The organism is Marinifilum caeruleilacunae (genome assembly GCF_013141825.1).
In the GTDB taxonomy this organism is placed as follows: Bacteria; Bacteroidota; Bacteroidia; order Bacteroidales; family Marinifilaceae; genus Marinifilum; species Marinifilum caeruleilacunae.
The window spans coordinates 34,389-54,863 of the sequence record NZ_RZNH01000028.1; the positions used below are offsets into that span (position 1 = coordinate 34,389).

Here is a 20,475-nt window from a genome sequence, read left to right on the forward strand (position 1 = left end):
TTGATAAATTCAGAACAGTTACCTTAAAAAAGTAACTGTTTTTTTTATTTGTAAGATATGGTAAAAATCGCAATACTATAACTAGATTTGTTAGCATTCAAGATTTATGATCCAGATATGATTCAGAAATACATTTCTCTTATTATTTGCGCAGTGTTATTGCAAGCCTGTGCGGGTTCTGCCAAATTCACATCTTATTGGAACTCGGAGCAAAATGCACAACACAGTACATTTTCCGAGCAGGAAGCTTTATTCTACCACTCGACTGATAAAATCTCGATTAAGCTGTTCAATAACGATGAATTTGTAGATATCATCCTGGAGACAAACTCTCCGCGTACGCTGAGAAAAATTTACAATTTGGGTTTAAGCTTGTGGATCGATCCCAATGGAACATCGAAAAATATATACGCTGTAAACTTTCCTATGCCTGCCGAAAATCCTTTTACCGACCAAGAATTTAGATCTTACCTGCAAAGATTTAGCAAAGTGGAATACCAGGAGGAACTGATTGATCGTTTTCAGGCCTATGAAATAATCGATACCAGGATAGATGAAAGTGTTTTAACCAGCACCACAGCATTGGCAGAGAAGGTTAAAGTCGAATTAAAAACAAGCAATCAAATTCTGTTTAGTTATCATACCCGAATTCCTATGGATATCCTGTATCCTGAAAAAACAGAGCAGAAAATCATAAGCATTGGTGTAAGTAGTGTAAACGAAGCAACGGAAGAGTATTATTCGGCCATGAGTAGCAAACAGGTAATTCAGAAAAACCTTGACGAATTAAAAGCTGGTGCTTACCAAAGTAAATTTGAGCTGGAAGAGTGGTGGGTGAATTTTAAACTGGCTGAACGCTAACTAAAATTTCAAATAAAATTCTTTGGTTAAGTTGATATATTGAGGTGAATAAACATGACGCTGGCCATTTTCAACAATGAGTTCTTCGTTTATGGTCTCACATTCCTGTACAGAAAACTCCAGTAAATATCTTTTGGCCGCTTTTCCCGGATTTGGTAGAACTTTACACTTTCTTCTCAGGCTAAAGCCTGATAATTTTGCCATGCGTATAAAGTAACCACCCTCCTCGATTGGCAGAACAACCGATAAGCTTCCTTTCGGATTTAAAAGTTTCATAGCACCCTCCAGCAACTCCTCAAATGGCAAATGATCGGCATTTCGTGCCTTGGTTCTCGATTCTTCTTTGGCATCCAAACCATTCATAAAGTAAGGTGGATTACTAACGATGGCATCGTATTGTTCAGGAGTATTTGAACAAAATTCCTGAAAGGATTGATGGATTGCCTGAAGCTGGTCAGTCCACGGACAGGCATTGATATTTTCAAAAGCTTGCTGATATGCCGAATCATCAATTTCGATGGCATCAATTTTTGCTTTGCCCTGACTTCGCTGGGCCATCATAATAGCGATTAGGCCTGTTCCCGTTCCAATATCCAGTATTCGTTGCGACTGTTCCACATTGGCCCATGCACCCAACAGCACACCATCGGTTCCAACTTTCATGGCCGAACCATCTTGAAAAATTGTAAATTGCTTGAATTTGAAATAGTTGTTTGCCATGATAGTCAATATATATTCATTAATTCATGACTTTGGAAAAACGTGCACTCTTTCCAAAGTCACAAATTTGCAAAATAACAAAATTACGAATTAAAATTTTTCGAAGATTCCCAGGCCAAAAAGAGCATAGTCATACTTAATTGGATCATTGGCATCCATAGTGCGAAGACTTTGTGTAATTTCTTCAACCGCCGGCCAATCGCTCTGCTTGCGTGTTAACAGTCCCAATTTTCTTCCCACGTTTCCGGTATGTACATCGAGTGGCAAGTATAAATCTTTCGATTCAATTCCCTTCCAAAGGCCAAAATCAACCGCTCGTTCATCTTTTCGAACCATCCAGCGCAGGTACATATTCAAACGTTTTGCTGATGATTTTTTGAGCACATTAGAAATGTGTTTTTGTGTTCGTGGCAGATGATCAATCTCGAAAAATACAGTTCGAAAATGAGCCAAAGCAGATTTAATATCGCCCGCTTGCTGAAAACCTTCGGTAAAAACGCGCTCCAAACCACCATGTTTGGTGTAGATATTTTTCAAGGATTTGATAAAGAAAATACAGTCGTCGCCATTAAAGGTTCGATGTTTAAATTCTTTGAACACATACAGATCTGTTTCCGATGCGCTGATTAGAAATTCGTAGGGTTGATGATTCATCCATTCCATCAATCGTTTTGCATTGCGAATAATGGTTGGTCTTTGTCCCCAGGCGATACTGGCACTTAAAAAACCAGCAATTTCAATATCCTCTTTTCTCGAGAATTGTTTTGGAATTTGTATGGGATCTGTTTCGATAAAAGATTCGCGATTGTACAAGTCGTACTTTTCTTCCAGGAAATCCTTTAGGTCGGTAGAATTCATACTTTTAGTTTTCTATCAATCCGTCTGATATCACAATTTTTCGATCGGACATTTCGGCCAATTCCAAATCGTGTGTTACAATTACAAAGGTCTGATTGAATTGATCTCTCAGTTCGAAAAACAATTCGTGCAGCTCTTGTCGTGTTTTGGAATCGAGATTTCCAGAAGGTTCATCGGCAAGAATTACCAGTGGATCGTTAATGAGCGCCCTGGCAACCGCTACTCTCTGCTTTTCTCCTCCCGACAATTCGGAAGGTTTGTGATCGATACGATGCCCAAGCTTCAACATTTCCAAAAGCTCTTTGGCTCTTGCTGTAGCTTCGGTTTTCGACTTTTTAGCGATATAGGCAGGAATACAAACATTTTCTAATGCTGTAAACTCTGGCAGCAGATGATGAAACTGAAATACAAAACCAATATTTGAGTTACGAAATGCAGATAATTCTTTCTCGTTGAGGGAAGCCACATTGGTTCCATCGTACACAATATCGCCGCTATCTGGCTTATCGAGTGTTCCAAGAATTTGCAGCAAGGTTGTTTTTCCTGCTCCACTGGCACCAACCACCGAAACAATTTCACCTTTTTGAATGCTTAGGTCTACACCTTTCAGCACATTTACTTCTCCGAAACTTTTTTTGATTTGTTCTGCACTAATCATAGCTCATCAATTATTTCATGAAAACCAAATATACATAAAATAAGTAGGAGGAAAGTAACAAAATGCCTTTCCATCGGTGTAGTTTTCCTTTTTTTAATGGTAATATGAGCAAGAACAAAAGCACAGATACTGCAAGCATAAATAATGCATCGAAGGAAATAATTTCCTGGCTTACGCTGATATTCTTAATGATAGAGGTTACGCCCAATACGCCAAAGAGGTTGAATATATTGGATCCGATAATGTTACCAATGGAGATATCCATTTCTTTTTTGTAGGCTGCCACAGCCGATGTTGCCAACTCGGGCACTGAAGTACCGAAAGCCACGATGGTTAATCCAACTACGCGTTCGCTTACTCCAAAATCGATGGCGATGCTTTTGGCGCTACCTACCAGTAAATTTGCACCGAAGTATAGGCCTACCGAAGATGCTGCAATTAGCAATACTGATATTGGAATTGAGTATTTGGCAGGTTTTGGCTCTTCGGATAAGTTTCTGTTTTCTCTACGTGAATTCCAGATGGTCCAAACCATAAAGGAGATTAACAGGATAACGAATACAATGCCTTCTATGGTTTGAAGTTTCCCGTTTAGGGCAAATACATAGAAGAGTATGGAAGCACCCATCATTACGGGCCAATCGTATTTTATGGAGTTGCTTCGAACCGGCAAAGGCAATAAGATAGCTGTAAAACCTAGCACGAGTGCGATGTTCGAAATGTTCGATCCAACAACGTTTCCTATAGAAATATCGGGACTACCTGAAAGAGCTGCATCCAAACTTACAAAAAGTTCGGGTGCCGATGTTCCGAAAGACACAACGGTAACTCCAACAACCAAAGTTGAAATTTTAAAATGCGATGCAAGGGCAACCCCACCTTTTACAAGTAAATCGCCACTGTACAACAGGATTATAAATCCCAGTAATAAATAGATATAGTCCATTGATATGAGAATTTATCCGGGAAGGATAAGAAAGGCAAATGCCTAAAGCTTTTTATTGATATCATCTTTAAAATCCTTGATGTTATCAAGAATTTCGGTTTCATCTTTTATTTCCTTTTTGATATCGTCGGCCGCTCGCTTGAATTCTTTCATTCCTTTTCCTAATCCCTGTGCTAATTCAGGAATTTTTTTCGATCCGAAAAGAAGAAGAATTACTACAAGTACGATAACGATCTCGGCTCCACTAATAAATAAAAGTATGCTTTCCATTTGATGATTATTTTGTACAAATATACCTAAGAAATTTCAAATTAATGCGATAGTTGGGCATACTTGTATGGGAAAGTCTTATTTAGAAATGAGAAGTGCAATTGGAATGACAGCAGCTTTGCGTTAGGGATTGGAGTGGATACCCCACAGCGACGAAGGAGCGAGGAGTAGGAACGAAAAGCCCGACCGACGAAGGAGGGAACGCCCTTCTTAAAGAATGAGGGGTAAAAAAAATCCCCCGAATCGACGATCCGGGGGATGAAAACTATAAGAGTTCAATTATTTTTTTCTCTTGTCTACTGCTTTTTGTACACGTAAGCTTGTGTCGTAAGCAATAGGTGATGCAATAAATAGTGATGAGTATGTACCTACCATAACACCAACTAATAATGCGAATGTAAATCCTTGGATAGATGTTCCACCGAAGATAAAGATTGCCAACAATACAACCATTGTAGAAAGCGATGTACTAAATGTACGACGCAATGTACTGTTCAATGCTCTGTTTACTGTTTCTTCGCGGTCGCGCTTAGGATATAGTCCTAAGTACTCACGGATACGGTCGAATACTACCACGGTATCGTTAATTGAGTAACCTACTACCGTTAGGATTGCAGCGATAAATGCCTGGTCGATCTCTAATGAGAATGGAAGAATTCCATAGAAAATAGAGAAGATACCCAATACAATAATAGAGTCGTGAGCCAATGCAGCAACTGCACCTAAACCATACTGCCAGTTCGAGAAACGAACCATGATGTATAGGAAGATCACAACAAGCGCACCTAAGATAGACCACAATGCTGATGTACGAATATCATCGGCAATGGTTGGACCTACTTTCTGAGACATCTTACGGTTGTTATCAAGGAAGTCAACTTTTGTTGTTCCATCAGCAAGGTATGGTTTCAATCCTTCGTATAGTAATCCTTCAACTTCGTCGTCAACCTCGGTTCCTGACTCGGCGATTTTGTATTTGGTAGAAATTTTTACCTGATTGTTACCACCGAAAGTTTTTACTTCTGGAGCGTGACCATATACGGTTTCCAATGCTTTTGCAACATCTTCAACTTCTACTGCCTGATCGAATGCAACTACATATGTTCTACCACCGGTAAAGTCGATACCCTGGTTCAAACCTTTTGTTGAAAGCGATACAACACTTAAAGTGATAGCTACTGCAGAAACTACATAGAATACTTTTCTTTTTTGAAGGAAAGTAACTGCAGCATTTCTTAACCAGTTATCGGTAAATGAAGTTGCAAAGGTCACTTTACGGTTACGAGCAGTTTGTGCTTCGAAAATTAATCTTGTAATGAAGATTGCAGCAAACAATGACGAGAAGATACCGATTACCAATGTAGTAGCGAAACCTTTAATTGGACCTTCACCGAATAGGTAAAGAATGATACCAGTTAATAAGGTTGTGATATTACCATCGATAATTGCTGAGTATGCATTTTTGTAACCATCGCTAATTGCAAGGCCTAATCCTTTTCCTGCTTTCAACTCTTCCTGTATACGCTCATAGATAAGTACGTTCGCATCAACCGACATACCGATTGTTAAGACGATACCTGCGATACCTGGTAAGGTAAGAACGGCTCCTAATGAAGCTAAGACACCGAAAATAAAGAATAAGTTGGTAATCAATGCGATGTTAGCAGCTAAACCAGCTCCTCTACTGTAGAAGAAGAACATATAAGCCAATACCAACACGAAAGCAATGATAAATGAGTACATCCCTTTCTGGATTGACTCTTTACCTAGAGATGGACCAACAACTTCGTCGGCAATAATTCTTGCTGGAGCAGGAAGTTTACCTGATTTAAGGATGTTTGCCAAGTCTTTTGCTTCAGCAACAGAGAAGTCACCGCTAATGCTTGACTGACCACCTTTAATTTCGCTGATTACGTTTGGTGCAGAATATACATATCCGTCCAATACAATTGCAATTGCACGGTTTACGTTGTCTTTGGTTAAACGAGCCCATGTTTTAGCGCCTTCACCACTCATACTCATCGAAACTTCGTATTTCGCAGTATTTTGGTCAACTTGTTCGCGAGCAGCAGTTACTGCATCCCCATCAAGTGGAGCTTTACCATCGCGGCTTGTTACTTTAATTGCAAATAATTCGAAAACATTACCTGCTTCATCGATAGGCTTAACACCCCAGAAGAATTTTAGGTTACGAGGCAGTACCGATTTGATTGCCGGCATAGCCAATACGTTGTTCACCTCGGCAGTATCTTTGATGTGAGCCATACCCACAACTGCTTTTGAAGAACCACCTTGTTGTGTTGGGTTCAGGATTGAGAACAATGGGTACATTTTCGCCAATGCTTTTGCATCTTGCGAAGTAGCCAATGAATCCTGCGCACCTTCTTCTTCGATTTTATCTAAAAGAGCAACTTGCTCATCTTTAATTTCTTCTTCTTTTGCTTCTTCGGTAGTAGCTTCTTCTGCAACTTCTTCGCCTGCATTGTTAATTTCTGCAAGTTTTGTGTTTGCTGCATTCAGGTAAGGCATTACTTCAGGAGCGCTGTAAGTTTCCCAGAACTCAAGACTTGCAGTTCCTTGTAGAAGCTTACGAACACGAGCAGCATCTTTAATACCTGGAAGTTCGATAATGATACGACCCGATACATCAGCTTTTTGGATATTTGGCTGTGCAACACCGAAACGGTCGATACGAGAACGAAGGATGTTGTAGGTATTATCGATCGCGCCATCGGTTTCTTCCTTGATTACCTTTAACACCTCTGCGTTAGAAGCTCCGAAAGGAATCTTGTCTTTCATCTCAAGAGTTCCGAAGATATCTGGAGATGATAACTGAGCGTTAGGATCGATTTGTTCGAAAGCTTCGCCGAACAATTCAACGAATCCTTTACCGCTGTTTGCCTGCATTTCTTTTGCTTTGGCAATGGCAGCATTAAAAGTTTCATCTTTTGTGTTGTTGGCCATCGCTTTGATGATATCAACAACAGAAACTTCCATTGTAACGTTCATACCTCCCTTAAGGTCAAGCCCTAAGTTCATTTCCAACTCCTTACACTCTTTGTAGGTGTATTTTTTCAACCAAAAGAAATTGTAAACCTCTTCTCCTCTAATTGAGTCAAGATAAGTTTGTTCTTTCTTAATGTCGCCAGCTCCAAACTCTCGAGCTTCCTTTTCAACTTTTTTCGTTACGTAAGTAAAAGTCAATTGATACAAACTCACTAACGCAAAGACAATAGCGAGTAGACGAATCGCTCCTTTATTTCGCATGTGTTTAGGTTTAAATAAATTCTTATTCTATGTGGTATTTTATATTTTCAACCGCAAATTAACGCACAAATATATTAATTTTTTTCAAATTCCTTTGTTCAATAATAACTAGCATTTTATGGATTTTCAGTCTATTGTAAATCCTCTTGCTTTAGTCTTTGCTCAATTGTAAAATTCTTCGACGGTAATCAATAATTCCATTGTGTTGTAACAGGAAGTCGCTACCGAGTAATCCACAAATCTCGCGATTGCAATACTGGCGGTACATTTCGTTAATTCCCGACAAGTCGATTAATGCACAAGAGAAGTCATTTATGAAGAGATCTCCGATTTGAAAACTATCGATTTTGGCCATTTCGGTATCGATGCTCCCTTCTCCCAATCCTCTTGATTTGATTTCTGACTCTTCCTGTTCTGCTTTTTGATAATCATCAACAAAGTTTTTATCAAGTACTGTTTTGGAGGCACCAGTATCGATCACCATTTCGCCTTTCTGACCTGAGTTAATATCGCACTCAATCAGAAGGTGAAAACTGTTATCTTCCAATTCAACAATCTCTATGGGTATCTCTATCATGATTTCACAATTTCTGCAAAGGATAGCAAATATACCAAAACGAAACTTATTTTGTGCTATGATTAGTAAACAAAAGCGAAAGAGATTAACCAATTGTATGGGCAAATCATTCTTTTCGACTTTTAGACTTTTCGACTTTTAGACTTTTCGACTCTTAGACTTTCAAAAAAAAAGAGGTCATCTCAAATGAGACGACCTCTTCCCTTTAATAAAATGAACTGATTAGGCCATAATGTTCATTTCATCCAATACTTTCATTACCGACTTCACAGCTTCTGCTGAATCTTTCAACAATGCCATTTCGTCTTCGTTTAATTTTACTTCGATAATTTCTTCGATACCGTTTTTACCTAATTTAACTGGTACTCCAAGATAGATATCTTTCATTCCGTACTCACCGTTTAATAGAGCACAAACTGGGAAAATTCTTTTCTGATCGCGAACGATAGCTTCTACCATTTGAGCTGCTGCTGCACCTGGAGCATACCAAGCAGAAGTACCCATAAGGTTCACAAGCTCACCACCACCGAATTTTGTTCTTTCGATAATTGCGTTCAATTTCTCTTCTTCGATTAATTCGGTAACAGGAATACCTGCAACAGTTGTGTAACGTGGAAGTGGTACCATAGTATCACCGTGTCCACCCATTAACAATGCCTGGATATCTTTTGGATTTACATCCAACTCTTCAGCTAAGAATGCACGGTAACGAGCTGTATCCAATACACCTGCCATACCAAATACTTTGTTAGATGCTTTTTTCGCAGTTAAGAAAGCTGCATAAGTCATCACGTCAAGTGGATTCGAAACGATAATGATGATTGCATCAGGAGAGTGAGCAATTACATTTTCGGTAACTGATTTTACAATTCCAGCGTTAGTAGCGATTAAGTCATCACGACTCATACCCGGTTTACGAGGAAGACCTGAAGTAATTACAACCACTTCCGATCCGGCAGTTTCAGTATAATCGTTAGTTACACCTTTTACTCTTGTGTCGTAATAGTTGATAGGTGCAGTTTGCCACATATCTAATGCTTTACCTTCTGCCAATCCTTCTTTAATATCAACAACGATAACTTCGTTAGCAAGCTCTTTTTGAGCGATACAATTTGCACAGGTTGCCCCCACATTACCTGCACCAACTACGGTAATTTTCATATCAGTAAGTTTTTAGTAAGGCGCTTTACAATTCACTTCAAAAGATTCAATTTTTGAAGCGTAAATTGATTCAGCAATATTCATTGATTATTATTTTTTTCTCGATTTAATGGAGAATTTTTTCTTTATTGTGACAACAAATATAGACACAAAGCCATATTTCGAACCACAAAACTACCTGCTTTTCAACAGCTATTTCTAAATATATAAAAAATCCTCAACAAATATCGAACTCCTGACATATTTAGAGGTTTTAAAATTGGGTAAAAACACCCACACAGTGCGTTTGGTGAATAAACGATAATCGGGTCTTCTAGTATTATCAGCAATTCCGGCTCTAAATGCAGCTTGATTTTTTGAATTATTTGCTGATCGAAAAAATTGAAAATTTGAGTTGTGAAGGCAGAATCTACAATACGCAAACGATTACGGATATTTTTCCGTTATCCACAAAAAAAGTGCATTGAAATGAATCAATGCACTTAACTTAAAAAGAAGTTATCTTTTCTTATTTAATAATCTCTTTAATTTCAGAAATGATTTTTTCAGCCAATTGATTTGCTGTTTCTTCATTTTCACTTTCTGAATAGATTCTGATGATCGGTTCGGTATTTGATTTTCTCAAATGAACCCATTCTTTTGCAAAATCAATTTTAACACCATCAATATCATTCACTTTTTCGTGCTGATATTTCTCTTTCATTGCCACAAGAACTGCATCAACATCAATTTCTGGCGTTAATTCGATCTTGTTTTTAGAAATAAAGTAGTTTGGATAAGAAGCTCTTAATTCAGATGCTTTCATTCCTGTTTTTGCCAAATGGCTCAAGAATAAACCTACACCAACCAATGCATCGCGTCCGTAATGACTTGCCGGATAAATAATACCACCATTACCTTCACCTCCGATTACCGCATTGTTGGCTTTCATTTTGGTCACCACGTTAACCTCACCCACCGCCGAAGCTTCGTAATTACCATTGTGCTTTTCGGTAACATCTCTCAATGCTCTTGTTGAGGAAAGGTTCGAAACTGTATTCCCTGGTGTATTGGCCAATACATAATCAGCGCAAGCTACAAGTGTATATTCTTCGCCAAACATGCTTCCATCTTCGTTTACAATGGCAAGTCGGTCAACATCCGGATCGACTACAAAACCAAGATCGGCTTTGCCTTCTTTCATTACATCGGCAATGGCAGTAAGGTTTTCAGGCAGTGGCTCCGGATTGTGTGGGAAATGACCATTTGGCTCACAGTACAATTCCACAACATTTTCAACCCCCAATGCTTTTAGCATTCCTGGAATTGCAATTCCTCCAACCGAATTTACGGCATCCACTGCAACCGAGAAGTTTGCCTTTTTAATGGCCTCAACATCTACCAAATCCAGCTGACAAACATGATCGATATGCTTTTGGGTATAGTCATCAACGTAAGTAATTTGCCCCAGGTCATCCACATCTGCAAACAAGAAATCTTCCTGATCGGCAATGCTTAGCACAATTTTTCCATCCTCATCGTTCAGGAACTCACCTTTTTCATTTAACAACTTAAGTGCATTCCATTGCTTAGGATTATGACTTGCAGTTAAAATAATACCTCCGTCGGCTTTTTCTTCTGTTACTGCAAACTCGGTGGTTGGAGTAGATGCTAATCCAATTTCGATAACATCAATCCCTAAACCGATTAAGGTTCCTACGACCAACTTATCTACCATTTCGCCTGAGATACGTGCGTCGCGCCCCACAACAACTTTAATCTTTTTACCTTCGTGTCGGCGCAATGCCCAAGTTCCATAAGCTGCAGAAAACTTGACTACATCAAGAGGACTTAATCCTTCTCCAACTTTTCCGCCGATTGTACCGCGAATCCCGGAAATTGATTTAATTAATGCCATGTTATAATTTTTGTTTAATGTTTACAGTCAATACAATTTTTGGCTTTTCGAATAATCTGTCATACAAATTTTTCACTTCGCACAAATGTAAAAAATCTATAACGGATACGAAACAACTAAAATCAACTTTTTAACATGTTACTCAAATATATTCTTTGATAATTAATACCTTTGCAAGTTCAAAACATTGATCATACAGTCAAAAATGGAAGAAAAGACTTACGGTAGACCAAGAAGAGGAAAGACGAACTACCGATCAAAAAAATATAGCGGAAATAAATCTGAAGAGTCGAAATCGGATTTTAAAGGTGATTCGGAAGGAAGAGAGAAAAGAAATAAAGATTTCTCTGAAAAAGCAGGTGGAAAGAAAAGATTTTCAAGACAATCGGATCAAAAGAAGCCATTTAAAGCCAGATCGAAAAAAAGATTTGATGAAAATGGTCCTGATAAAGAGTCATTGCAAAAAAGACATTACAGCAAAAAGAAACAGCTGGAACATGCCAAAATGATGGGGCCAAAAGATGGAATTCTAAGGCTGAACAAATACATTTCGAATACCGGGGAGTGTTCGCGACGAGAGGCTGACTCAAGAATTGCTGAAGGGCGCGTTACTGTAAACGGCAAAGTGGTAACCGAAGTTGGTACTAAAGTGAACCTTAAAGATAAGGTGTGCATGGATGGAGTACTGCTGCATCCGGAAGCAAAAGTGTACCTGGTTTTGAACAAACCAAAAGATTTTGTGACCACTTTGGATGATCCAATGGGAAGAAGAACCGTAATCGACCTGATTAAAAATGCTTGCAAGGAAAGAGTTTACCCTGTTGGAAGGTTGGATAGAATGACAACTGGAGTTTTGTTATTTACCAACGATGGAGACCTGACCAAACGTTTGACTCATCCGAGCTACAACAAGAAAAAAATCTACCACGTATTCCTGGACAGAGAGATTTCTCAGGAAGAATTGGATATGGTAGACAAAGGTTTGGAGCTGGAAGATGGATTCATCAAGTCGGATGCCATTAGCTTTGCCGATCCGAAAGACAAAAAACAGGTTGGAATTGAAATTCACTCGGGCAGAAACAGGATTGTTCGTAGAATTTTCGAACACCTGGGATATACGGTTGAAAAATTGGATCGTGTATTCTTTGCTGGCATTACGAAGAAAAATATCCCGAGAGGAAAATGGAGATTCCTTAGCGAAGAAGAAGTTAGAATGCTAAAACTTTTTTAGATGGCATTCAGCGCCAGGTAATCACAATCATTGATACATAAATAAAAAACTGCAATCAACTATTGAGAATGAGACTCAAAGTCGATTGCAGTTTTTTTATATCGCTTACAGCGAATTGTTGAAAGCTATAATCTGGATTATAACTGCTTCAACAAGTTTGCCATTTCAATTCCTGAAACTGCTGCTTCGTAACCTTTGTTTCCAGCTTTTGTACCTGCACGCTCAATCGCTTGTTCGATAGTATCAACTGTTAATACACCGAAAATAACAGGAACTTCAGAATCTAAAGAAACGCTTGCAACACCTTTAGTTACCTCGTTTGATACATAGTCGAAATGAGGAGTAGAACCTTTAATTACAGCGCCCAAACAGATTACAGCATCATACTTTCCGCTCTTCACCATTTTCTTTGCAATCAATGGAATCTCGAATGCGCCAGGAACCCAGGCAACATCCACATCATTTTCTGATGCGCCATGACGCTTGATTGCATCCAATGCACCACCTAATAATTTGCTTCCAATAAACTCATTAAAACGACCTGCAACGATCCCGAACTTAAGACCTTCGGCAACTAATTTTCCTTCAATTGTATTCATATGTTTAACTTTTTTATATTCTATTTTTTATGCGCTATTTTATTTCTTTATCGTCGTTCTGAAGGTTCCACTTCACATCCTGGTGTAACATATGACCCATTTTCTTCATCTTGGTCATCATGTAAAATTCATTCTTTTCGTGATGTGTCATCTCAATTTCTTCGCGATCTACAATCTTGATACCATAACCTTTTAAGCCTGCCACTTTTAGCGGGTTATTGGTCATTAGCTTTAAGTTCTTAACTCCCAGATCGGCAAGAATTGCTGCTCCAATACCATAATCGCGTAAATCGGCTTTAAAGCCTAAAGCAAGGTTTGCCTCAACAGTATCCATACCCATATCTTGCAACTGGTAAGCACGCAGCTTGTTAATTAAGCCAATACCACGACCTTCCTGTCGCATGTACAACAATACACCACGACCTGCTTTGTCGATTCGTTTCAATGCTTCCTGCAACTGCTCTCCACAATCGCAACGAAGAGATCCAAAGGCATCACCAGTTAAACACTCCGAATGAACGCGTGTAAGCACAGGTTCATCGGTATCTACATTGCCTTTTACAAGTGCAACATGATGTTCGCCAGTAATTTTATTCACATAACCATGAGCTCTGAATTCACCATGCTGGGTTGGCATTGCCGTCTCCGTCACCTTTTCAATCATGGTTTCTGTCTGTCGACGATATTCAATCAAATCGGCAATGGTAATCATTTTCAAATCGAACTTCTTGCAATACTCCTTCAATTCAGGAACGCGAGCCATGGTACCATCTTCGTTCATGATTTCACAAATTACACCAGCAGGGTAACAACCTGCCATTCGAGCCAAATCTACAGCTGCTTCGGTATGACCTGCACGCACTAAAACCCCGTTTTTACGGGCCACCAATGGGAAAATATGCCCCGGACGAGTAAAATCATCAGGTTTTGCATCTTTTTCCAAAACTCTTTTAATGGTGTGCGCACGTTCGTGAGCAGAAATCCCGGTTGTACAATCAGCCGCATCGATACTAACAGTAAAGGCTGTTTGCTTGGCATCGGTATTGTTGTAAACCATCATATCGATATCCAATTCATCCAAACGCTCCTTTACAATTGGCATACAGATTAATCCTCCGGCCTGACGAGCCATAAAATTAATTGCCTCAGGAGTTACCATCTCGGCAGCCATTAATAAATCACCTTCATTCTCGCGATCCTCATCATCCACCACCACAATCATCTTACCTTGTTTGATGTCTTCAATCGCCTCTTCAATAGTATGAAATTCCATTACTTATTTTGTTTGTTGTCCTTTTTATACAAATCCGTTTTCTCTTAAAAAATCCATCGAGATATCCGATTTCTCTGATTTTTCCTCTTCCTCTTTGTGAAACATGAATTTTTCGATGTATTTCGCAGTCATGTCACACTCAAGATTGACTTTTTCCCCAGCCTTTTTCGATATTAAAGTAGTATCATCCTGTGTTAAAGGAATGATCGACACCTTAAAAATTTTCTCATCTACGTAGGCTACTGTCAAGCTGATTCCATCAATGGCAATTGAGCCTTTCTCAATCACATATTTCAGGATATTTTTTGGTGCTGCTATGCTTACCCAAATGGCATTATCGTCCTTTTCCTGCCCTACTATTTCTCCTAATCCATCAACATGACCACTTACCATGTGACCGCCTAGCCTGTCTCCAACTCTAACGGCTCTTTCCAAATTCACTCTCCCTCCAACTCCAAGCGATCCAAAATTGGTTCTGCTCATGGTTTCAGGCATTACATCGGCTGTGAATCCAGAAGAATCGAAGCTAACCACCGTCAGACAAATTCCATTGGTCGCAATACTATCGCCCAATTTCACATCATCCATAATTTTATTGGCAGCAATACTCAAACGAATCGATTTTGCCCCTCGTTGAATGGCTTTTATCTGTCCTATTTCTTCTATTAGTCCTGTAAACATTATCTGTTATCAGTTTTCAGCAACAGTCATCACAAACTGTTATTTTTTTATTTTTCCCTGGAGCATCAGGTCTTGTCCCAATTGCTCATATTTTACGTCATCTAACTCAATGGCATTTTTCATCAATTCAATGCCCTCTCCTCCTACCGGCGATTTTGCTTCTGCCCCGCCTATAATTTTCGGTGCAACAAAGGAAACTACCTCATCCACAATTCCCGATTGCAAAGCTGAAAAGTTAAGAGTTGCTCCACCTTCCAACAGCACACCATCAATATTTTGTTCTCCAAGCTTAAGCATTAAGTTGTTCAGGTCAATTTTTTGATCTTTTGCTTTAACTTTGATCACCTGGTTCCCTTTTTCTTCAACCTTCTGAATTTTTTCCGGATCAGCACTTTCTGTCACCGCTAAAATTGTCTTTGCCTGGTCGGAAGTATTTAAAATTTTCGAATCCAAAGGAATTCGGGCTTTGCTATCTACAACAATTCGAACCGGATTTTGCCCATTGGCATCTTCCAACCTGGTGGTTAAAAGAGGATCGTCGGTAATTACCGTATCAACACCAACCATAATGCCTGCCAGTTCATTTCTTAACTCATGAACTTTTGCTCTCGACTTCTCATTCGACACCCAACGTGAATCTCCTGTTTTGCTAGCAATTTTTCCATCCAGTGTCATGGCAGTTTTCATCACCACATAAGGCGTTTTAGATTGAATAAATTTCAGAAAAGTGCGATTCATATCACTCAACTCTTCGCACAGGTAACCAAAATTCACTTCGATACCATTTTCCTCAAGAATTTTAACACCACGACCTGCTACCAGTGGGTTTGGATCGAGCATGCCAATTACAACTTTCGAAATTTTATTTTTTACAATGGCTTCGGCGCATGGAGGGGTTTTACCGTAATGAGAGCAAGGTTCAAGTGTAACGTACATTGTAGCACCTTCAACCGATTCTTTAGCAGAAAGAAATGCATTGACTTCGGCATGTGGACCACCAAAAAATTCATGATATCCTTCTCCAATAATTTTGTCATCTTTTACAATTACTGCACCAACCAATGGATTAGGATTAACCCTGCCAATTCCTTTTTTGGCAAGCTCAAAAGCCCTGTGCATATACTCGTAATTTTTGCTCATCTAAATCGTGAATGTGTTAATGAGTGAATGTGTTAATGAGGATTACTAACCCTTAGAATCATCCACGCATTTTTAATTCATATAATTTTAATTACAAAAAAAGCCCTGAACAGCATTCACTATTCAGGGCATTTATTATACGGTCTGCCAATTGGAATCAATTTTCCAATGACATGAATCAATCAAATCGATCAATTGTTTTTCTTCTCCCATCCAGACTTTACTGTCGGTACTGGAATCTCACCAGTTCAATCTTTTTACAGATTCGCGGACTATCACCGCCGGTCGGGAATTTCACCCTGCCCTGAAGAAACAATAAAATATTTAATCACAGAGATTTCACCTCTGTTTCTGCTACAAATATAGATGTTTAAGTTTTAAAAACAAATGATCCCCAACATGCTTTCCCCAATATTAACAGTTCATTAAATTTTTTATTCTGAATAAAAATCCAAGTATCAAGCTTAATGATTGTTAGACATTTTCGTAAATGGCATTAATTGTTCTATATTTGCAAAAATTTTTAAATCACTAAATTGGAGTAAGTATGCCTCATAAGTCAGGTTTTGTAAATATCATTGGAAATCCGAACGTTGGAAAGTCAACCTTAATGAATAATTTGGTTGGTGAACGCATTTCGATTATTACCTCGAAATCGCAAACTACCCGCCATAGAATTAAGGGAATTGTAAATGGTGATGATTTTCAGATTGTATATTCAGATACTCCGGGAGTTTTAAAACCGAACTATAAACTTCAGGAATCGATGATGAAGTTTTCGACATCTGCATTGGTTGATGCTGACATTATTTTATATGTTACCGATGTTGTTGAAACCATTGACAAGAATGAAGAATTTCTTAAAAAAGTTCAGAATACAGACATCCCGGTCATCCTGATTTTGAATAAAATTGATTTGACCACACAGGATAAATTGGTTGAGTTAATGGATTTGTGGAAAGAAAAATTACCGAATGCCGAAATTTTCCCAATGGCGGCAAAAGAGAATTTTAATGTATCCAATTTATTTGATCGAATTTTAGAGCTATTGCCTAAAGGACCTCCTTACTTTGCAAAGGATGAATTAACCGACTTGCCTTCCCGTTTCTTTGTGAATGAAATCATCAGAGAAAAAGTTTTGATGAATTACGACAAGGAAATTCCATATGCTGTAGAGGTGGAAGTTGAGGAGTTTAAAGATGAACCTAAAATCATCAACATCATGTCGGTGATTAATGTGGAAAGAATGTCACAAAAAGGAATCATCATTGGTCACCAGGGAAAAGCACTTAAAAAAGTTGGAACCGAAGCCAGAAAAGATCTTGAAGCATTCTTTGGTAAAAAAGTATTCTTGAAGATATACGTTAAAGTTGCCAAAGATTGGAGAAACAAGGAGAACAAACTAAAAGGATTTGGTTACAACCAGTAAAACAGTTCACAAGAAAGAGTTATGAGTAATATTGTTGCAATAGTAGGTCGTCCAAATGTTGGAAAATCTACACTTTTTAATCGATTAATAGGAAGCCGAAAAGCCATCGTAAACGAAACTGCAGGTGTAACCCGCGATCGCAATTACGGAAAAGCCGACTGGAATGGACAAGAATTTTCGGTAATAGATACAGGTGGATATTCTATCAACTCGGAAGATGTGTTTGATGAAGAAATCCGCAAGCAAGTAATGCTGGCCATCGATGAAGCTGATGCCATCCTTTTTGTATTGGATGTACAGCATGGCATCACCGATTTGGATGAAGCAGTAGCCCGAATTCTAAGAAAAACAAGCAAAAAAGTATACCTGGTAGCCAACAAAGCAGACAATAGCGATTTGATTTTTGCTGCCAACGAATTCTATTCGGTAGGCGTTGGTGATTTTGTTTACCCAATTTCGTCGGTGAATGGTTCGGGAACAGGAGACTTGCTTGATGCTGTAGTAGCCGATTTTGAAGAAAAACCAGAGGAGGAAGACAGCGACTTGCCAAGACTTGCATTTGTGGGTCGTCCAAATGTTGGAAAATCATCTACAGTAAATGCACTTATTGGTATCGAAAGAAATATTGTTACCGATGTTGCAGGAACTACAAGAGATTCGATACACACCAGGTTCCAAAAATTTGGACACGACTTTGTAATGGTGGATACTGCCGGTGTTCGTAAAAAACCAAAAGTAAACGAAGATCTTGAGTTTTATTCGGTAATGCGTTCGATCAGAACCATCGAAACTGCCGATGTTTGCGTATTAATTCTTGATGCAACACGTGGTGTTGAAGCCCAGGATTTGAGCATTTTTGATTTAATTATCAAAAACAGAAAAGGGGTGGTAATCATGGTAAACAAATGGGATTTGATTGAAAAAGAAACCAATACCATGAAGGAGTTTGAGCAGGAAATCAGAAACCGAATTGCTCCTTTTAATGATGTACCAATCATTTTTACCTCGGCCATTTCGAAACAACGTTTGTTGAATGTATTGGAAGCAGCACTTGAAGTTCACGAAAACAGAGTTCGCAAGATTCAAACTTCAGAACTGAACAAAGTAATGCAGGAATCCATAGCTGCTTTCACACCTCCATCGGTAAAGGGAAAATTTATTAAGATAAAGTATGTGACCCAACTGCCTACTTTGGCTCCAACTTTTGCATTTTACTGCAATTTGCCTCAGTACATTAAAGACCCATACAAGCGATATCTTGAAAATCAGATTCGTAAAAACTGGAAATTTACAGGTGTTCCGATCCAGATTTTTATGAGAAAAAAATAATTGCCCAAAGGCAGTAATACAAACCGATCCAGAACTTCTGGGTCGGTTTTTTTTGTTTCATTATTGAAAATAATTTTTATAAACTAATCATTTAGTTATTTTTATATGATAATTATAAAATTAAAACCCAATGAAGCGATTTCTTTCCACCCTAATTTTATTGAGTGTTATTCTTAGCTCAAGTGCATTTTCCCAAAGAACCAACAAAGTTGATCAGCTACTTTTTACCGGGCAGTATGAAAGTGCAATTCCTTTGTTGAAACAACTCATTGCAAAAGACAGCACAGATAGTAAATTATATTTCCGATTGGGTAAAGCCTATCAAAACCTTAATCAATACATCCCTGCCATCGAAAATTATAAAAAGGCACAGCAATTCAATCCAAATTCAACAGCCAATCTTTTTAATTACAGCAACTGCTTGTATTTATCGGGAAACTATCCGGCCTGCCAAAAAGAGCTAATCAAACTACAAAGTATCGACTCTATGCATTACCAGGGCAACTTATTACTTGCTAAAACCTATGCTAACCTAAGCAATTATAAAAAGGGGCTCTCCATATATGAAAAGTTAATCGAACGCGATTCGCTTAATCCATACCTTCACAAACAGGCAGGAAATTTAAAAGATCGAATGCAAAATTACATCGGCTCATTGGCTTCCTATATTAAGGCTTACCAGCTTAATTCTAAAGATCTATCAGTAATTCTTAATGTGATTCAGAAATTTTATGAAATGCAAGGTTACGAGCAAGCATTGGAATTCTGCAACAACGGACTTGAAGCATACCCAAATAATCATTTGATACAAAAAAAGAAAGCACAATGTTTGGTTGGCTTGGAATGGTACGAAAATGCCTTAAGCATTTATTTGGATCTTGAAAAAAGGGAAAAATTAAACCTTACAGGATACAAACAACTTGGAATTTGTTTAATGCAAACCAGACAGTATCAGAAAGCCATTGACGCTTTTCAAGTATGCATGGCAGATGAAAAATTAGGAATGAATTTCGGGAAAGATCCAATGCTGAATTTCTATTTGGGAGTTTGCTTTTCACGATTAGATGACTACAAAAATGGAATAATGTATTTAGAAAACTCATTGGATTATATAATTCCTCCAATAAAGTCATCTATGCATTTGTATTTGGCAAAGGCATATAGCGCAACCCGCGAATTCGAAAAAGCTGTAACTGAATACAAAAATCATTTCGATATGGATGAAACAAATCCAGAAATCTTATACGAAATAGCAACTACATACGAGGAGTTTGGTGATAATAAAAAGAAGGCGCTCAAATACTACTCGCAATACATTAACCAAACCGAAGATGTTGGAGGTGAGCGTTATGAGTATGCCAAATCAAGAATTCTGCACATTAAAGAAAAAATCCATTTCGAAAAATAGACACAAATAAGAGTGGAATTATACCTAAATGTTGGTATTGCAAACACAGGCAATGCTCATTAAGTTTGTATTGACTTAAAAAACGAGCTCCCGAAACTGAGATCAAATGAATTCGAGAAATCTTTTGCCATAATATTTCTTTTTTAGTGTTTTTACTCATTTGATTTCGG

The 20,475-nt window shown here is 38.4% G+C and carries 18 protein-coding genes and 1 riboswitch; of the genes, 5 read left to right on the forward strand and 13 right to left on the reverse strand.

What is annotated here, in order from left to right; all coding sequences use genetic code 11:
* Nucleotides 1-117: 117 nt before the first annotated feature.
* Nucleotides 118-861, forward strand: a complete 744-nt coding sequence (locus ELS83_RS15180) for a hypothetical protein (RefSeq protein WP_171596404.1) — start codon at nt 118-120, stop codon at nt 859-861.
* Here the strand turns inward: ELS83_RS15180 and ELS83_RS15185 are convergent, their stop codons facing one another.
* The 9 genes from ELS83_RS15185 to glmM form a co-directional block, all read right to left on the reverse strand.
* Entirely contained in the window at nt 862-1,581 is a 720-nt protein-coding gene (locus ELS83_RS15185) for a tRNA1(Val) (adenine(37)-N6)-methyltransferase (protein WP_171596405.1), read from the reverse strand.
* Nucleotides 1,582-1,671: 90 nt separating this feature from the next.
* Entirely contained in the window at nt 1,672-2,439 is a 768-nt protein-coding gene (locus tag ELS83_RS15190) for a TIGR02757 family protein (RefSeq protein ID WP_171596406.1), read from the reverse strand.
* Nucleotides 2,440-2,443: 4 nt separating this feature from the next.
* Entirely contained in the window at nt 2,444-3,097 is a 654-nt protein-coding gene (locus ELS83_RS15195) for an ABC transporter ATP-binding protein (protein ID WP_171596407.1), read from the reverse strand.
* 10 nt (nt 3,098-3,107) lie between these two features.
* Nucleotides 3,108-4,043 carry a calcium/sodium antiporter gene (locus ELS83_RS15200; RefSeq protein WP_171596408.1) on the reverse strand — a complete coding sequence of 312 codons (936 nt, stop codon included), beginning with the start codon at nt 4,041-4,043 and terminating at the stop codon, nt 3,108-3,110.
* A 42-nt stretch (nt 4,044-4,085) separates the two neighbouring features.
* Nucleotides 4,086-4,313, reverse strand: a complete 228-nt coding sequence (gene tatA / locus ELS83_RS15205) for a twin-arginine translocase TatA/TatE family subunit (RefSeq protein WP_120240810.1) — start codon at nt 4,311-4,313, stop codon at nt 4,086-4,088.
* Nucleotides 4,314-4,592: 279 nt separating this feature from the next.
* Nucleotides 4,593-7,580, reverse strand: coding sequence for a protein translocase subunit SecDF (secDF, locus tag ELS83_RS15210; RefSeq protein ID WP_171596409.1), 2,988 nt, complete (start codon nt 7,578-7,580; stop codon nt 4,593-4,595).
* Nucleotides 7,581-7,731: 151 nt separating this feature from the next.
* Entirely contained in the window at nt 7,732-8,157 is a 426-nt protein-coding gene (locus tag ELS83_RS15215; protein WP_171596410.1) for a retropepsin-like aspartic protease, read from the reverse strand.
* Nucleotides 8,158-8,379: 222 nt separating this feature from the next.
* Entirely contained in the window at nt 8,380-9,318 is a 939-nt protein-coding gene (mdh, locus tag ELS83_RS15220) for a malate dehydrogenase (protein ID WP_171596411.1), read from the reverse strand.
* 508 nt (nt 9,319-9,826) lie between these two features.
* Nucleotides 9,827-11,215 carry a phosphoglucosamine mutase gene (glmM, locus tag ELS83_RS15225; RefSeq protein WP_171596412.1) on the reverse strand — a complete coding sequence of 463 codons (1,389 nt, stop codon included), beginning with the start codon at nt 11,213-11,215 and terminating at the stop codon, nt 9,827-9,829.
* A gap of 205 nt (nt 11,216-11,420) precedes the next feature.
* Between glmM and ELS83_RS15230 the strand changes: the two genes are divergently transcribed.
* Nucleotides 11,421-12,446, forward strand: a complete 1,026-nt coding sequence (locus ELS83_RS15230) for a pseudouridine synthase (RefSeq protein ID WP_171596413.1) — start codon at nt 11,421-11,423, stop codon at nt 12,444-12,446.
* 137 nt (nt 12,447-12,583) lie between these two features.
* Here ELS83_RS15230 and ribH read toward each other — a convergent pair whose 3' ends face one another.
* The 4 genes from ribH to ribD are packed head-to-tail and all read right to left on the reverse strand — an operon-like array spanning nt 12,584 to nt 16,139.
* Nucleotides 12,584-13,045 (reverse strand): 6,7-dimethyl-8-ribityllumazine synthase, encoded by a 462-nt coding sequence (ribH, locus tag ELS83_RS15235; RefSeq protein ID WP_171596414.1) that lies wholly within the window; start codon nt 13,043-13,045, stop codon nt 12,584-12,586.
* 34 nt (nt 13,046-13,079) lie between these two features.
* Complete coding sequence (locus ELS83_RS15240; RefSeq protein ID WP_171596415.1) at nt 13,080-14,318, reverse strand: bifunctional 3,4-dihydroxy-2-butanone-4-phosphate synthase/GTP cyclohydrolase II; 1,239 nt, start codon at nt 14,316-14,318, stop codon at nt 13,080-13,082.
* 24 nt (nt 14,319-14,342) lie between these two features.
* A complete protein-coding gene (locus tag ELS83_RS15245; RefSeq protein WP_171596416.1) occupies nt 14,343-14,999 on the reverse strand; it encodes a riboflavin synthase in 657 nt (218 codons plus the stop codon).
* A 39-nt stretch (nt 15,000-15,038) separates the two neighbouring features.
* Nucleotides 15,039-16,139, reverse strand: coding sequence for a bifunctional diaminohydroxyphosphoribosylaminopyrimidine deaminase/5-amino-6-(5-phosphoribosylamino)uracil reductase RibD (gene ribD, locus ELS83_RS15250; protein WP_171596417.1), 1,101 nt, complete (start codon nt 16,137-16,139; stop codon nt 15,039-15,041).
* A 197-nt stretch (nt 16,140-16,336) separates the two neighbouring features.
* Nucleotides 16,337-16,455, reverse strand: a riboswitch (FMN riboswitch).
* Nucleotides 16,456-16,686: 231 nt separating this feature from the next.
* Between ribD and era the strand changes: the two genes are divergently transcribed.
* The 3 genes from era (at nt 16,687) to ELS83_RS15265 (ending at nt 20,305) form a co-directional block, all read left to right on the forward strand.
* Nucleotides 16,687-17,568: a GTPase Era gene (era, locus tag ELS83_RS15255; RefSeq protein ID WP_171596418.1), complete on the forward strand. Its 882-nt coding sequence runs from the start codon at nt 16,687-16,689 to the stop codon at nt 17,566-17,568.
* A 21-nt stretch (nt 17,569-17,589) separates the two neighbouring features.
* Nucleotides 17,590-18,897, forward strand: coding sequence for a ribosome biogenesis GTPase Der (der, locus tag ELS83_RS15260; protein WP_171596419.1), 1,308 nt, complete (start codon nt 17,590-17,592; stop codon nt 18,895-18,897).
* Nucleotides 18,898-19,027: 130 nt separating this feature from the next.
* A complete protein-coding gene (locus ELS83_RS15265; protein WP_171596420.1) occupies nt 19,028-20,305 on the forward strand; it encodes a tetratricopeptide repeat protein in 1,278 nt (425 codons plus the stop codon).
* Nucleotides 20,306-20,475: the final 170 nt, after the last annotated feature.